This window comes from Dyadobacter sp. UC 10 (genome assembly GCF_008369915.1).
In the GTDB taxonomy this organism is placed as follows: domain Bacteria; phylum Bacteroidota; class Bacteroidia; order Cytophagales; family Spirosomataceae; genus Dyadobacter.
In genome coordinates this window covers 4,530,069-4,545,623 of sequence record NZ_VSRN01000001.1, presented here as the reverse complement: position 1 = coordinate 4,545,623, position 15,555 = coordinate 4,530,069, and the positions used below count along the sequence as shown (strand labels likewise).

8 protein-coding genes are annotated in these 15,555 nt (G+C 44.4%); 1 reads left to right on the top strand and 7 read right to left on the bottom strand.

What is annotated here, in order from left to right; genetic code table 11:
• Positions 1-19 precede the first annotated feature (19 nt).
• The 6 genes from FXO21_RS18880 to FXO21_RS18855 all read right to left on the bottom strand — a co-directional run bounded on the left by FXO21_RS18880 (position 20) and on the right by FXO21_RS18855 (position 7,449).
• A complete protein-coding gene (locus tag FXO21_RS18880; protein ID WP_149641543.1) occupies positions 20-625 on the bottom strand; it encodes an RNA polymerase sigma factor in 606 nt (201 codons plus the stop codon).
• A gap of 242 nt (positions 626-867) precedes the next feature.
• Entirely contained in the window at positions 868-2,676 is a 1,809-nt protein-coding gene (locus tag FXO21_RS18875; protein ID WP_149641542.1) for a BspA family leucine-rich repeat surface protein, read from the bottom strand.
• A 99-nt stretch (positions 2,677-2,775) separates the two neighbouring features.
• Positions 2,776-3,210 carry a cupin domain-containing protein gene (locus FXO21_RS18870; protein WP_149641541.1) on the bottom strand — a complete coding sequence of 145 codons (435 nt, stop codon included), beginning with the start codon at positions 3,208-3,210 and terminating at the stop codon, positions 2,776-2,778.
• 71 nt (positions 3,211-3,281) lie between these two features.
• A complete protein-coding gene (locus tag FXO21_RS18865; RefSeq protein ID WP_149641540.1) occupies positions 3,282-3,869 on the bottom strand; it encodes a Crp/Fnr family transcriptional regulator in 588 nt (195 codons plus the stop codon).
• 114 nt (positions 3,870-3,983) lie between these two features.
• Positions 3,984-6,206, bottom strand: a complete 2,223-nt coding sequence (locus FXO21_RS18860; RefSeq protein WP_149641539.1) for an outer membrane beta-barrel family protein — start codon at positions 6,204-6,206, stop codon at positions 3,984-3,986.
• 34 nt (positions 6,207-6,240) lie between these two features.
• Positions 6,241-7,449: a GTP-binding protein gene (locus FXO21_RS18855; protein ID WP_149641538.1), complete on the bottom strand. Its 1,209-nt coding sequence runs from the start codon at positions 7,447-7,449 to the stop codon at positions 6,241-6,243.
• A gap of 479 nt (positions 7,450-7,928) precedes the next feature.
• On the opposite strand from FXO21_RS18855, the gene FXO21_RS18850 reads away from it, so the two are divergent.
• On the top strand, positions 7,929-10,694 hold the full coding sequence (locus FXO21_RS18850) for a tetratricopeptide repeat protein (protein ID WP_149641537.1): 2,766 nt from the start codon (positions 7,929-7,931) through the stop codon (positions 10,692-10,694).
• Here FXO21_RS18850 and FXO21_RS18845 read toward each other — a convergent pair.
• Positions 10,691-15,295: a WD40 domain-containing protein gene (locus FXO21_RS18845; protein ID WP_149641536.1), complete on the bottom strand. Its 4,605-nt coding sequence runs from the start codon at positions 15,293-15,295 to the stop codon at positions 10,691-10,693. The two genes, FXO21_RS18850 and FXO21_RS18845, sit on opposite strands and share 4 nt — an antisense overlap.
• Positions 15,296-15,555: the final 260 nt, after the last annotated feature.

Here is a 15,555-nt window from a genome sequence, read left to right as displayed (position 1 = left end):
AAAAAAAGAATACAAAAAACTAAACATCCTGGAAAACGGACATAAAAAGGATAACTGCAGAAGAATGGCTACGCGCCGATCGGTTGACGTACAATTTGATTTCTTTAATAGCCGTGACAAGCTGATTGCTCACTGTCGAAACCGAAATGCCCATCAGATCGGCCACTTCCTGATAACTTTTTTCTTCCAGTTTGCAGAAAATAAGGATCTGTCTGCGCTTGGGAGGCAACCTGTTGATTGCTTCTGCAACCAGCTGATAATCTTCCTCAGTGCTAAACTGTTCGTCTGCCTGCACATCGAAACCATTGTTACTGGCCCACAACTCCTCCTGTAAATCTTTATCACGGCTGATTTTTCGGAAAACATCAATGGCCCTGTTATCGGCCATCCTATATAAATATGTACGAAAGCCCCGCTCGGGCTCGATGCGTGCACGGTGTAACCAGAGTTTGAGAAATACGTCCTGCAGGATTTCCTCCGTAACGGCAACATCTTTCAGCAAACGCAGCAGCCGATGATAGATTGCAGGTGCGCATAACCGGTAAATGGCAGCGAATGCGGCCTCATCTCCTTCCCTCAAACCGTTTAGTAAACCAGCGTCTACTTCGGGCAACGAACCTGTCATAATTATAACTTTTTCTCAAAATTATATATTTTTTACTTTTTGGTAGCTTTTTTCGGTGAGACAGGTATGCGTGGCGCTCAGGTGTTTGACAGGGGCCAGTTAGCTTTTAAGGATTATGATAGGATAAATAGAGGTTAACGCTGGATACCAGGATAACTGGCATGTTTAAAAGTACACGATCTTAATGCAGATCGCGCAATTTCAGCACACATGTATAATTGACGGGCGGTCGGTTGGACCGACTAATCTAACGAAATCAATCTCCTGACCTCAACAAGTTTACCACTCTCGAAGCGGACAAAATTCAGTCTTGCTTTCGGCATTGTCAGTTTGATTTTATTGATACCGGGGGAGAGAAAGGCTTTTTGCGATTGCAATAATCGTCCCGAGATATCCATTGTGGAAATGAGCCACTCTGATTTCCCGGGCGCATAGATATCGATCGTAGTTGCTTCCCTGGCAGGGTTTGGATAGAATTCACCGACTGCGCCGGAACGCTCGTCATTTTGGATCGCAAGGATTTTCGAGAACTCAAAACTACCGTCTGTGTCAACCATTTTCAGCCTGTAATAAAGCTTGCCCCGGGAATCGTGATCGACAAAACGGTAGTGGCTTAACTCCGCCGTCGAGCTGGTGCCGCCTTTCACAATACCGATCGTCTCAAAGGATTTGGCATCGGCTGTGCGCTGTATTTCAAACCGGTCGAAACCGATTTCATCGGCTGTAACCCATTCAAGGTTGTTTTGATTATCTGGGGACCTGTTCCCCTCGAAAAATACCAACGAAACCGGCATAGGGCAGATGTTGATATCGCCCGAAATGGTCCACCCCTTGCCGCCTTGGGCAACGCTTTTGACGAGGTGAGCCCTGCTCTGTGAGGCAGCGCAATAATTCAGGCCAGTTGCATCCAGTTTCCTGCCTGCCGGCCCTTCCGCGCCAAAGGCTACCAGTGTTGCATCGTAATTTCCCACACTCAGCCCGCAGCGGCTGAGCATACCTTCCAGGTTTACAGACGGATGAAGTATGCCTGCCCACCGTTCCAGAGACTGGTCGAAAGACCCGGCAGCGAAAAACATTTGAAACATGGTCAAAACATTATGCACATTCCAGTCCGCAAGCGGTTGGTTAAAAGCAGTTGCGCTTAAAAACATGCTATTCATATCTCTGACATTAGACACGTTCCATAAATGAATATCCTGATTGAAATTACCAGCATTACGAAACATGTCCGACATATTTGTGACGCGGGATACGTCCCAATTCCCAATGGGCTGGTTGAATGAGGTCGCGTCGCTAAATAAATAAGACATATCTGTGACCTTGGCAGTCTGCCAGTTCCCGATTGGCTGATTGAAAGAAGATGCCAGCGTAAACAGATGGCTCATATCGGTAGCATTCGATACGTTCCAGCTTGAAATGTCTTGATTGAAAGAGCTTGCGGCGTAAAAAAGCCCCTCGAAATCTCGCACGTTTGAAACATTCCAGGTTCCGATCGGCTGATTGAACGAAGTTGCATTTTGAAACATGCCTACCATGGACGTTATCCTGGACACATCCCAGTCACCCATGTTGGCAGGGCTGTTTAGCGATTTACACTTGAAAAACATCTGGCTCAGGCTTCTTACCGAGGTTAGGTTGGGAAAGTCCGTTGCAGAAATATTCAGGTTTTCGCAGAGGGCGAACGAGGCTGACATATCGTTCCACGGCACCGTGCCCCACTGTTTAATGTCAATTAGTCGCTGACATTCTTCAAACATCGAACGAAAGGACCGGAGGGCAGCAGGTTGTATGCGCAATTCAATGAGCGCATTTGCAGGCAGGCCAGCGATCGTTACCAATGCATCCCGGAACGTGCCTGACCCGGATGCATTGCCCGGTGAGATTTCCTGCCAGGTGTAGGATACCAGGTTAACGGCCGTCGCTTTGAAGGTTATCTGCGCAGGGTCCTGGCCAGGTTTTGACATGTCCCATACGGTAATGAAATCGGATTGCCCAAAGCCGGGTACGCTGGTAAAAAGCAACAGGGCAAAAAGGTAGACTCTAGCATTCATGACGAAGGGGTTGGATATGATTCGACATAACGAAAGGATCCTGGCACGGTGGATCAGGTCCGCGCCAGGTAACGTTGAGTAAAATGGAAGATCTTGAGATTAGTTGGCTACCGGCACCAGCCCGTATTGCAGCATTACTTCTTTAAGCCTTGCCATATCCGGCGGGCCGCCTGCGCTGATGATGTCCAGGATATCTTTGAAATAATTTGACGTAAATACGCCCGGATTGGCATATGCGAGAATTTCGACGCTTTCGTCTGTCTGATTATAAAAACTGTGGACGCGCCCCCGCTTGATAAAATAGTGATCGCCCGGGCCAAGCTGCACTACCTGGTCATCGACAGACAGGGTGAGTGACCCTTTCAGACCGTACAGGGTTTCATCAAAATTTTCATGATAATGTGCAGCGGGAACCTTGGCATTGGAATGGATCACGCATTTAAACAGTGTGAACTGGCCATTGGTATCTGCGGCGTCCAGACAAAAATGTATTTCCAGCCCATTGCCCAGGTTGATTATTTCGGAAGGTTTCATAACGCAAGTTTATTGTTATGACAAAACAACACAGGGAATCCGGAGTAAAAATTGATTGTAATCAAGAAATTTTACAAATGTATGTTTCGCTTGCGGATGCGGCTCAATGTTTCCGGGGTAATGCCCAGGTAGCTCGCGATATGGTACTGGGAAAACCGGTTGATCCAATGGGGATTTTCTTTCAAAACGCGGCGGTATTTCTCGTCCGGGGTGTCGGTACTCATATTGCTCAGCAGGTTTTTGAGCCAAGCCACGGTGCGGCCGCGATTTTTAATTTGATACAACGCATAATCAGGGAAGTTCCGGGTGGCATATTCCCAACGCTCTCGGTCGAGCGTAAGCAGCTCGCAGTCTTCGAGCGCCTGCATGCTCATGGTCGACGGAACCTGGTTGATAAAGCTGTCCATTTCGCCGCCCCACCAGCCTTCTTCCGCAAAAAAGATGTTCCGCTCGATGCCTTCCGCCGTACGTTGGAATTGCCTCAAGGCGCCCTGCATAACAAATGCCAGGCTCCTGACCACGTCGCTTTCCTGAAAAAGCATCTCGTTTTTCTCTAAATGCCGTTTTTGAAAAAGCGGGATGAACTTTTCAAATTCTGTGGCAGGGAATTCATGCCGAAGGCACAGGGTCTGAAACAGGAGGTGCTGGTGAGTAGACAAGTTCTGAACATGTTGATTTGAGGTTACAAATTAACAGATCTGACCGAAAAACTCACGCTTGTTTGCTGGCGCGCCACCTAACATTACGCTCACATTAACGTTTCAAATTACAGCTCACAGCCGGTCCTGCTCTTCAATGCGACGGGACCGGCCAGATTGCAATTGCCCGCCAAAATGGTATTTGACCGAAAGCGAGACCCTCCGCGTGTCAGGAAGGTCGTCATAACGGTAGTCGGTATAGTCAGTCAGCGAGCGTCCACGGTAACGGTTTGTCCCAAGAAAATCAGTGAAGGCGACCCGGACATCCAATTTGCCTTTCATCAATGACCTTTTTAGGCCAAAATCAGTAAGGAAAATACTTTCTTTCTGATAAATACCCCAAAGCTCCCTGGACGTCCAGGTGGCTGAGAGTTCTGCATTGAAGCCTGCTGGTAATTTAAAATGCTGATTCAGCATGGCGCTCGCAGCCCATAATGCAGCTATTTCCTCAGACTCTAAAAGGGGAATCGGGTAGCTCGTATAGCTTGTGCCAGCGGTCAATTGGAGATCCCAAAATGCAAGCAAATGCAATGGAACCGAGGCGGTCAAATCAAAGCGCCTCATACTGCCCAGGTTAGCGCTTTGGCTGATGATCGCCCCCGTATTTTCTTCGATTGCCAATCTGCGGGAAAGGTAGTTACTACGCGTTGAGTAGCTGACCGAAAGTACATATCGGTCTTTTAATGTATAACCTGCCGAGTAGGTCCATGCCATTTCCGGCCGCAGGTACGGGTTTCCGGAATAGTAGAAATATTGATCATAATACCACCGCACCGGATTTAGGGTTGAATAGGCAGGACGGCTAATGCGGCGGCTTGCAGAGAAGTTGACTCTGTTGTTTTTATTGATCTCGTATTCAGCGGAAAGGGATGGGAATAGCCTGGTATATTTCCAGCTTTGATCAACCTCTTCTTCGAGCGTATAACCTCTGGCGTTTGTTGATTCAATGCGGACACCCGCCTCCCACTGTATTCTGTCAAGCTTGCCGGAAACTGATGCATAGGCAGCTGCAATCTCCTCGGTGTAGCGGAACCTGTTCGACATCGATTCGGCTTCGATGAACGCGCCGGCTGCCAATGAATCAAAACGATAATTGGCCTGGTTATGAACTTGCGCGTACTTCAAGCCGGCCTTTACAAGAAAACCAGGGAGAGGAAGGTCCAGATCTGCCTTGATTGATTTAATGCTGACCGTCCCAGGCTGATGGACTTGCAACTGCTCATCAGGCGCAACTGTCTTTCCCTGCGCGTCCAGGTATCTGGTTGTTAACTGTCCGTCGGAAAGGTTGCGGTATGAAATGTAATGCGCATCAGCGGTAAGCTTGCCCGCGCTGTCTATCAAAAACTGGTAGCCCAGGTTGGCCGCGTCATAATGGTATGGCTCTGCAAGATAGTTGGTACTTTCTACCACGCCAATGAGCTTGCTTTGTGCGTCCAACCTGCTAACGCGTGAGATTGCGTTATCTTTTACATAATCGTCAAGGTAACCGTTGTACCCGGCAGTTAACTGGTGTTTTGGCGAAAGCTGCCAGTCTATATTTACTTTATAGGTATAAAAGTTAATTTTTGTAGGCGTTTGCAGCCTGCGGTCAAGCTTAATCCGCTGTCCTTGATCCAGTACCGTATTACTGGTCCGGCTTTGCATAAAACGGTGCGGGGTATTGTAGTAAAAAGAGCCTGAGACGTTTACTTTGCTATTGCGATAACTTGCTGATACGTTTTGATTGTTCATCCAGGACCTTCCTTTGGAGATCCCAGACAAAATATCCAGGGAATAACCTACAAACACATTTTTCTTGGTCACAAAATTGATAATGCCTGCATTGCCTGCCGCGTCAAATTCAGCCCCGGGCGCAGAGATCAGCTCGATTTTAGCGATGCTTTCCCCACTCATACCTCTTAAAAGCTGAACCAGCTGCTGCCCGGAAAGATAGGTCATTTTGCCATTTATCATCACATTAATGCCACCTGCGCCTTTAAGCATTATCTGGTCATCCTGCCCGATACTCACGCCAGGCAGTTTGCGAAGCAAGTCCAGCGCGGATGACCCTGCACTCGCCGGGCTATTGCCGACATTATAGATCAGTTTTCCTCTATCAATTTCAATGGCATCTTTTCTGGCGGTAACAGTGACGGCTTTTAATTGCTGAGCAGAATCTTTCATTACAGTGCTGCTATCTTCTTTCGCCGGACTATCAATCTGCTTTTTTATGTCTTGTGCAAAAAGCGGAACTGTCAGAAAAAACAGTACTAACAACAGAAACCAGGCTGATCTTGTAAAAGTCAATGTTACCATCATATTTAATCCATAGCTGCCGTAGTCATTTTTAAACCTACAATACCGGAAATGGATCGTGAAATGCCAGACCTTTTTCCATTTGAATCATTTCTGCATTTGTGCACAAACACGCCTGCAGTTCTGACACAATCAATTGCGCATCCAGGTCTTGCCCGATCATGACCAGCTCATTCAGTCTGTCACCGAAACGTCCCCAGCGTGATTCGATCTGCGAACGGTGATCTATATATGTCTGATAACGGAGCCGCTGACTTTGTGGCATGCTTGCCCACCAAACGCCCGCAGACTCTGCCCGCACCGAGCCGCCCGCCTGGCTCCAGTTCAAAGCGTCATTTTGGCGTGAAGCAATCCAGAACAAGCCTTTGCTCCTGATCACCCCGGCTGGCCAATTTTGTGATACATAGTCCCAAAAGCGCTTTGGATGAAATGGACGCTCGTCGCGGAATACAAACGAGCTGATTCCATACGCTTCTGTTTCAGGGGTGTGGCCCCCATTTTCAACCTTATTAAGCTCCTGGATCCAACCCGCAGACTGCTCTGCTTTCTCATAGTCAAACAAACCCGTATTCAAAATGCTTTTCGGGGAAACCTTTGAAAATGAGCTTTCGATGACTTTCGCTGCCGGGTTCAAAGCTTTCATGATCGCATGAAGCTCACCAAGGTCACCCTTTGAAACCAGGTCCGTTTTATTCAAAATGATCACATCTGCAAATTCGATCTGATCGGTAAGCAAATTGACGATCGTGCGCGTATCGGTCTGATCATCATTCATTTTTCTGCTTATCACGGTATCCATCGAGCCAAAGTCCTTACCAAAGTTCAATGCGTCCACAACGGTGACCATGCAGTCAATAGTCGCCCATCTCGACAGATCGATACCATTCTCTTCGTCTGTAAAACTGAAAGTCTGCGCGATGGGCACAGGCTCGGAGATCCCGGTACTCTCTATTAATAAATAATCGAAACGGTTTTCTTTTGCCAGTTTCTGCACTTCAATCATCAGATCTTCCCGCAGCGTACAGCAAATGCAGCCATTTGACATTTCGACCAGTCGCTCCTGGGTGCGGCTTAATGTGTTTTCGTTTCTGACAAGTTGGGCATCGATATTGATCTCGCTCATGTCATTGACTATCACTGCCACTCTCAATCCGTCTTTATTATGAAGAATGTGGTTAAGCAGCGTAGTCTTTCCTGCACCAAGGAAGCCGCTTAAAACGGTTACCGGAAGTTTTTTGTAATTCATGAAGTTCTATATTTGCAACAATGTTGCAAATATAGAAAACAATCGATTAAATGCAACAATGATGCATTTATTGTTCTATGCCGCTACCTCATCCCCTGTTCCGGCAGCGTTAACCCGGTCTTCCCACATCTCTGAGCCCACACTCAAAGGCAACCCAATACGCAAGGATCATACTGATTTTCTATACAACAATCGGCGCATAGGCGTCGCCTGGCCCTGTTACCCCCGATTTTTACCACAACTGCAAGCTACCCGCAACTGCCGGGGTGATCGTTGATCTGACATCCATAACGGGCACGAAAATTATCCAATGAGGGTGTATAAATATAGCCGGATTGTATATGATTTTTGCTTCGAGATGCTGATCTTGGTACCAAAATAAAGATCCCTCACTTTGCACGTAACCTGCAAAACATTCGTCACATTCTTTGACCGAGCCGGTAAACCGATCCTTTTAACAGAACTGACATCAATCAAATATGAGTGATACCGAGAGTTTACAGAATAAATTTAATGAAGCATTGGAGTTTTTTGTGCAAGATGATGAAGCGTCATTGCTTGGCTGTCTTGCTGACATCGCTGATAGTTTTTTGTTAAACTTTAATACGGATGAATTTGAATCCATTGGAATTTATATCCGGCCTGAAAATCGCTTTCCAGCTTTAGATCCGAAAGTTGCCAAATTATTTGTCGCCGACATTGATGCCGAAATTCTGCGCCGTCTGGGTCGCAGGGAAGAATTGTTTCGGTTAATGGCTGCATTGGATGATTATCCCGACAACGAAAAGCTGAATTTTAGAGTGTCAACAATAAAAGCCTATGGAAAACTTGGTCTCACCACGCAGCTTTTTGAGACAGGAAATCCACAACAAGCGCTCCGTATGATAGATGAAGCGATAGAGCATAGATCGGATATAGCCAATCTTCATGATATAAAGGCAGCTATACTTTTGAGTATCAATCAACCGGCCTTAGCTATGGCATCGGTAGAAAAAGCAGTAAGATTAGACGATTGTGATTCTTCTATTTATCAAAATGGTGCTGCGGCATTATTTGCGATGGCATACTTTGACGAAGCAATCGAGTGGGCCGAAAAAGCTTTGCGCATTGATCCATTGAGCGGCGCCGCCTGGTATAATCTTGGCAGTTGTCTACTCATGCTTGATCAAAAGGAAAAGGCACTTGCAGCATTTAAGCGCTCCTTGCACGATGAAGAATTTAAAAGCTCGAATCCTTATGTCTATATCGCCGCTATCGAATCTTCCCGCAAGCGGTACAATGAAGCACTGCAAGCAACTTATAAGGGAGAGATCAACGGTGCTGAGATGCGCTATCTTTATTATATACAAAGCGTCATCTTTTTTTCATTGGACAACCTGGTAGAAGCTAGATCAGCGATCCTGTCCTCAATATCCCTCGAAGCTGATTACTCTCCGGCCTGGTATGTGTTAGCAAAGATTAATATGCAAGAGAACAGAAAGTTCGAGGCACAGGAGTGTTTAGATAAATTCTTTTTTCTGGGCGCGAAACACCATGAATATGAGGCTCTTCAATGTTATAAAACTGATCTGAATGCTCCTTTTTTTGTAATCGATTATTTCGAGAAAAACCCTGAATTATTATTAATAGAATCGTTTCTGAAGTGGTACAATGACTTATCGTCTCTTTATATAGAAGACATTCGCTACGCCAAATGGTTATCAGGTAAAACTAGCAGTTCGTTGCACAGCTTCGAGTGTGATCGAGAGCTAGCAATTCTGAATTTTTTTCGCGGCAACACAATAGCTGCACTAAACACACTTGATCGACTTGATCGGGAAAACGAAAATGATCTTAAAAGCCAGTACTATTTTCTCCTAGCAAAGACGAGATTAGCAATTGCTGCCGATGAACTTGAATGTATAATTGAAAATGCTGTCGACTTATCAAATAATGCATTAGAGAATGAGCTTTCTGAAGTAATAACTTTATATTATGCAGGTCACATATTTGCACTTGCGGAAAGATGGTCTGATGCTGAAAAATCTTTCGGACGTATATCTGATGACTATCTGCCCGCCCTTTATATGCAATTCTGGTGTAGTATAAGACAAAATTTATCGACTGAAAGTTTAAACAACTTACTCAATCAGCAACTCAAACCTGAAACTAATTTATTGCTGCAAAAATTGCTCGACCGGGAAGAATCCATCTGGGAACAAAATATGTCTGGCAGTATTGAAAGCTTTGTAGGCTATATCCAACCAGCAGACTGGAGCGCTGAGTCAAAGTATTGGAAGCAGCCATGGTTAAAATATCAGAATTTCATAGAGATTAGTGACCCGTTGTCTTATTTTAGTAAGGTTCTGGAAGATCTACCGGCTAGTTTAAGTCGGCAATATCAAAGGGTATTCGACGCAAATAGAAAAAGTTTGCCCGCCAAAGAAAAGCCTTATGTGGCGGCATTTGTTCTTTCAGACAGCCGGAATGATGCGGACAATTTCAGTATCCCTGTAAAGCCGTTCCAATTAACATGGGAGGAACGCGAACACCTCAAAACCGAACACTGGAAAAACATCATAGCCAATCCAAGAATCGATGTCCGAAGTGTAAAGCTTTTTAACAGTTTAGACAAAGACCAAAATCTGGCTGCATATCAGAATCATACTCTTTTTATATTAAGTAGTCAAATTGACAACAAGACAGGTACTTACCATACGGAATGTGAAAGCTACCTATCCTTCATAGACTATTTGCATTTAAGTTTCTTTATAGATGATTATACTTTTTTGACAGCAACATGTTACTTAATATTTAGGGCTTCTGCTGAATTCGGGAAAATGCGTATTGAGGCAATTGAAAGACGCTTTAATAGTCTTATGTCAGGGCGAGGAGTTATAAATAGAGTTATGCGATACTCTGGTATGGATGCTATTATTTCAGATTTCACCGAATTATCTCACGTATTAATTTCTGAAAAATTTGAAGCTATTGTTACAGATTTTGGTCCTCAGGCTGTTAAACGATATGTCAAAGAATTATTGGCGATTGAAAACGCCAAAATTGAAGATATTAACTATGAAACTTTTAGAGCCAACTTTTATCAATTCATTATAAATGAAAAGGAGCGTTTGGGCCTCCGTGAATTCTCTGAACGATATAGATTTAACCAAGATGTTCTAAAACCAAATCAAAACCCATTGTCAAATCCTTTTGGCGAGTTAGGTGGTGTCGTTGAGTTGTTCGGAGAAGCCAAATTACGTTAGTCAGATGTGCCGGATGCCAGCTTAAAGTTTAGCAGGTCGTTCGTGTCAAAAGCTGCCCCATGGTCACGCATTGTCTTAATAAATGTACCGGATACCGAGCTATTTGGGTGAAAGTCGAAAAAAATGCAACCTGACACGTAGAGGCCTGCTTTTATTTCGATGTCTTTTCCTTCCGATTCCGGTCTTATCGGTCTAATTTTAATGTGGCCCTGATTTGAAACAGATAGCAGCTGTTCACCGGCATCTGAAAAGGCTAACCGAATGATTGGGTTATTTTTTGTGAATTTATCGGCCCTGTGCCGCCAGCTATTCTCAGTTTCCGTCCAGGTACATATTTTCCCGTCCCTGCTGGCATAAAATAAATGCCGGCTGTTTGCGCTAAAGGAAATATCTGTGATTACATCGGGGAAGGCGTGAATGATTTTTTCTTCGATACCTTCGCTGATGTTCCAGATCCGAATCGTGCGATCTTCCGACCCCGTTGTTAAAGTTCCTGAATCAGTATTAAAACCAATGCTGAGAATGGTATTGGAGTGCCCCAGCAAATTCTTAATGACATTCAGTTTACCGAAATCCCAAACCTTGACGGAACAATCCCAGGAACCGGAAAAGAAGTATTTACCCGAAGCGTCGAATTGGAGACATGAGATAGCCATCTGATGCTCGTTCAATGACTTCAGGGCCAGTTCATGAGAAATATCCCACACCTTTATCGAGCGATCCTTGGATCCGGAAATAAACGACTGGCCATTCGGGTGGAACGCCAAGCAAGTAACTTCCTTCGTGTGACCGACGAATGTTGCAATAGATTTTCCCGAATGAACATCCCACAGATTAATAGTCGAGTCGGATGATCCTGAGATAAATCGGTCACCATTCGGATTAAATGCCAAACTTGTAACGTTCTCTGCGTGACCGGTGAAAGTATTTAAACAAATTCCACTATTTGAGTCCCAAAGTCTGATAGAATTGTCATAGGTACTGACCAAAAAACGCTCACCTGTCCGATCGAAAACGCAGCGGTTTATTGGACTCTCGGTTCTTTCGATTACAAAAACGCATTGTCCAGATCTGGTTTCCCATATCCTAATAGTCCGATCATTTGAAGCAGACACGAAAAATTTTCCATCCGGCGTAAATTTAACTTTTGTGACACTGCTTTGATGCGCTTTGAAAGTTTGCAAACACTGTCTGGAATTAAGATCCCACATCTTAATTGTTTTATCCGAAGAAGCAGATAGAAACGTGGATCCATCGGGGCCAAAGTCTACACAATTCACGTTTCCTGTATGTTCCTTTAAAATGTAAAGCGCGTCGGTGGAACTAGTATTCCATACGCAAACAGCATTATCTACGCCCCCTGTAATAATTTTGTCGCCGCCAGGCTGAAAGGACGCACATAACACCTCTTTCAAGTGTCCCTTTTTAGGCTGCAACCTTGCCGAGCTGGTCTTTTTCTGGACGGCTTCGACGTCAGGATTTGATCTACTCAAGTCGACCCCTTTGAATGTGTGAATATTTATGCCAGTCTCAATATCCCAAAGGTAAATTTGGCGCTCAGAGAAAGACAAAAACGAACTACCGCCCGGGTGAAAGATCTCCGCTGACGGAAAACCTTCTTTGACGACTGTCGGCGCACCGTCACCAAGTTGCCATACTTTGCCGCTAAAAATGAAGTGGCTTCCTTCAGGAGACAAAACTAAGCGAGATGCCTTTTTCAAAATTTCAACAACTTCCGGATTCAGGTATGTGTATCTACAAGAGCGGGACGTGAGATTCCAAATTTTGAACGATCCGTCCAGATAAGTAGAAAACAGAGTGTCTTCCGTAGGGTGGAAACTGATATTATAAATTCCGTATGGGTGACTGCCTTCCTGGCCAGAGTTACCCAGGGTATATAGACACTGCCCTGTAAATATGTCCCATACTTTTATGGTCCGATCCAAAGATCCCGATGCGAAAAAGCGTCCTTTGGGATGAAATGCGATATCAGTAATTTGTCCCTGGTGTTCGCTACGAATAAAACAATTCTCATTGATAAGGCTGTTTTGGAAGTTCGCGGTCTGGTAACCGTCAACAACTTTTGTTGAGCAACTTACTTTCTGGAAATTCGCTCGGGATAAATTCAGATTTGAGAAGTCGATCCCGCCAAGGTGCTGTCTGCAATCCCGCAATACGTTGACAATATTGGCTATCGTAAAACCGACGGAGTCCTCTTCAAAAATTCCCCTGTTGCTATTTAGGGCGGATAATAGAAGTGTCGAGTGGGAGAATGCCGGTTCCTCATGATAGTGTTCTCCGAGCACCTGACCCAGGAATTGTCGAATTTCATAAGGTAAAACCCGATCTCGCAGAATCGTAGTTTGAATTCCAAGCTGTCGATCGCTCGTGAGCTCGTTGAAGATATGGATTACTGAAAAAAAATCTCTGAAATTCTGATGCAGAAACTGATAGCCACTTAAATCTTTTTTTATAAATCCGATTTCCAGGCATATTGCGTCAATAATTCTGGCGAATCTGCTCGCCTGTTCTGCGAAACCTGATTTTCCTAAATCGAAGTCCAGAAAATGGGAATTGTATTTCGGATTGACTTCTAAAAAACGCTCGTTGTAAAAGTATTGACATGTCTCATCAACGATTTTCCGCATTGCACTCTCGCTTAGAATATAATGCCCCTGATATTCCATTCTGTAAGCTAAATATGGAATGAAGTGACGTATTAAAAAATCGCTGAATGAGTACTTGTATGGGAATACTTCGTAGGTTTTTGCCAGCTTTATTATTTGCGATTCAATAAAATTCCAAAGTAATTCACCGGACGTCGTAACTGACTTTTTTAAATTAAATCTAACGTCAGATTTATATTCCTCTACTATTTCACAAGTATTTGCAAAAATAGTAAGCATCATGGGTATTTGAATGAACGAGTCAATTTGCGCATTGCTGTCAAAATGTATCCCCTGCTTTTTCAGATAGCTTCTGACATTTTGATCTGTCAGCGATTGAAGGACTAACGTTTGAATATCATTTGTCCAGGTAAAATCCAGGTGGTAACGAGAGGATAGAACAAATTGGCAGGAGTGGGTTTTTTGACTAAGTGCCTGCAATTCGAGCAGAAGATGTCGTTTGTGTTCCCTCGCTACTGTTACCTCATTATAGCCATCTATCAGTAAAATGAACGCCGGATATTCTGTGCTGCTTTTTACAGTCAGAGCAGCCCAAAGGGCGTCTATCGTAGCATTATTCTTGGTTTTTACGCCCAGGTAGTGCCAGCAGATTCGGTTAACTATAAATCCTTCACGTTCCGACTCAGTAACGATATTATATTCATCAAGCCGAATAAAAATTGGAACCGGCCCTAAGTATTTTGTTTTCTTTTCAGTTGCGGAGCTTAGATAAGATTCCCAAAGATGGAGTAGCGAAATTGTCTTTCCCATGCCACCGTCGCCGATAATTAGCGTCTCTTTGTTTCTTGCTTTCCAGGCATTTTCCAAGCCATCAAGAAGGCTCGTTGTTCGTCCAAGAGAGTCTTTGACTGATATAGGCAATGCCTGGGTTTGGCTCTTCTCGACCTGAACTATGTCAGCTAAAATCTGGCCTTCGATTGCAAGGTTTCTGAATGGGCCATTTGGCCCTTTTAACTCGGTGAAGTAGTTCAACGAGCCTTTTAATAGGTGGAGATTTAATTTCTTATTCCAGTTGTCGCTCTTTTTATGTGCGATCAGAAGTCGGTCGATTTTTGAGTTCAGGAGCTTGACATCAAGGCTTACTTCCAGAATCTGCGCAGATAGCGATCGCCGGACTTCAAGGAGAATTGTTTTAAGTTTTGAAGATAAAAAATGCAGTTCATCGAGCTTTTTCAGATTCGTATAGGAGAGAATCTTTATTTCAGCAAGTTGTTTTTGTTGCAGTATCCTTCTTGCATTCTTGCAGTAGGCGGGGTTATCTTTTTTTAAGTTGCTGTGCATCTCTAACACATAGAATGGAAACCAACCAGCCCCATTAGGAGTGCCGTTTTCTATCCATTGCTTTAAATGGTCGAAAAGCGCATGTTCCTTCGGAAGCACGTATTCGGACAAAACGAGATGGGTTGTGTTCGAAGTGATTTCCTTCAGCTGCTCTGTTGAGAGGGATTTGGATAATATTTGATCCAGATATTGATTGTCCTGGGACAGGTTGTTCGAAGCGACCAGCGCATTGTGATCTAACAACGGAATTTGTTCAATTTTGCTCCGCATTCTTTTCTGGGAAGCTAGCAGATATGCCAGACAGGCTTTCTTGTCCTCTGCCCCGATATTCAAGGTTTCTATATTAGGGAGACAGGCTTCGCTAAACGCAATAAGTGCATTGAGCAAAGCCAGGCGACTGCAGCGTTCAATATCGGAATTTCTATCAATGTTGTGCGCATTTGCGATTTTATCCCGCACATGGCTATACCCTTCATGGCAAATGCTGCCTAGCACCCCACTGAATATTCCGTCGAGACTTTCAAGAGCTATTTCGGAACTATGAGCGGTTATGTCCCTTTTGTAGTACTTTATCAGACCCGAGAGTATAGATAATCCCAGGCTGGTTATTAAGGATATCGGCAATAGCGGCATGGAGAGTTTGAGATATTTACAGACAATATAAAAAAATACGTTGAGTGTCGGGGAAGTTTTGCAGCAGAAAGAAATTCAGTTGATTGGCCCGGATTGGCATTCAGATTTTCTCAAACAAAAAATCCGGAGAAGGAGGGATTTTTATGGACATAGGGTGTTTGCGACTTGCCTCATAGCAGCAGGCCTGCTACTCACCCAGGTTTAGGAGCCGATCTCGCCTTTCCATCGATACCTGTGTATATTAAAATCAACACATGGAT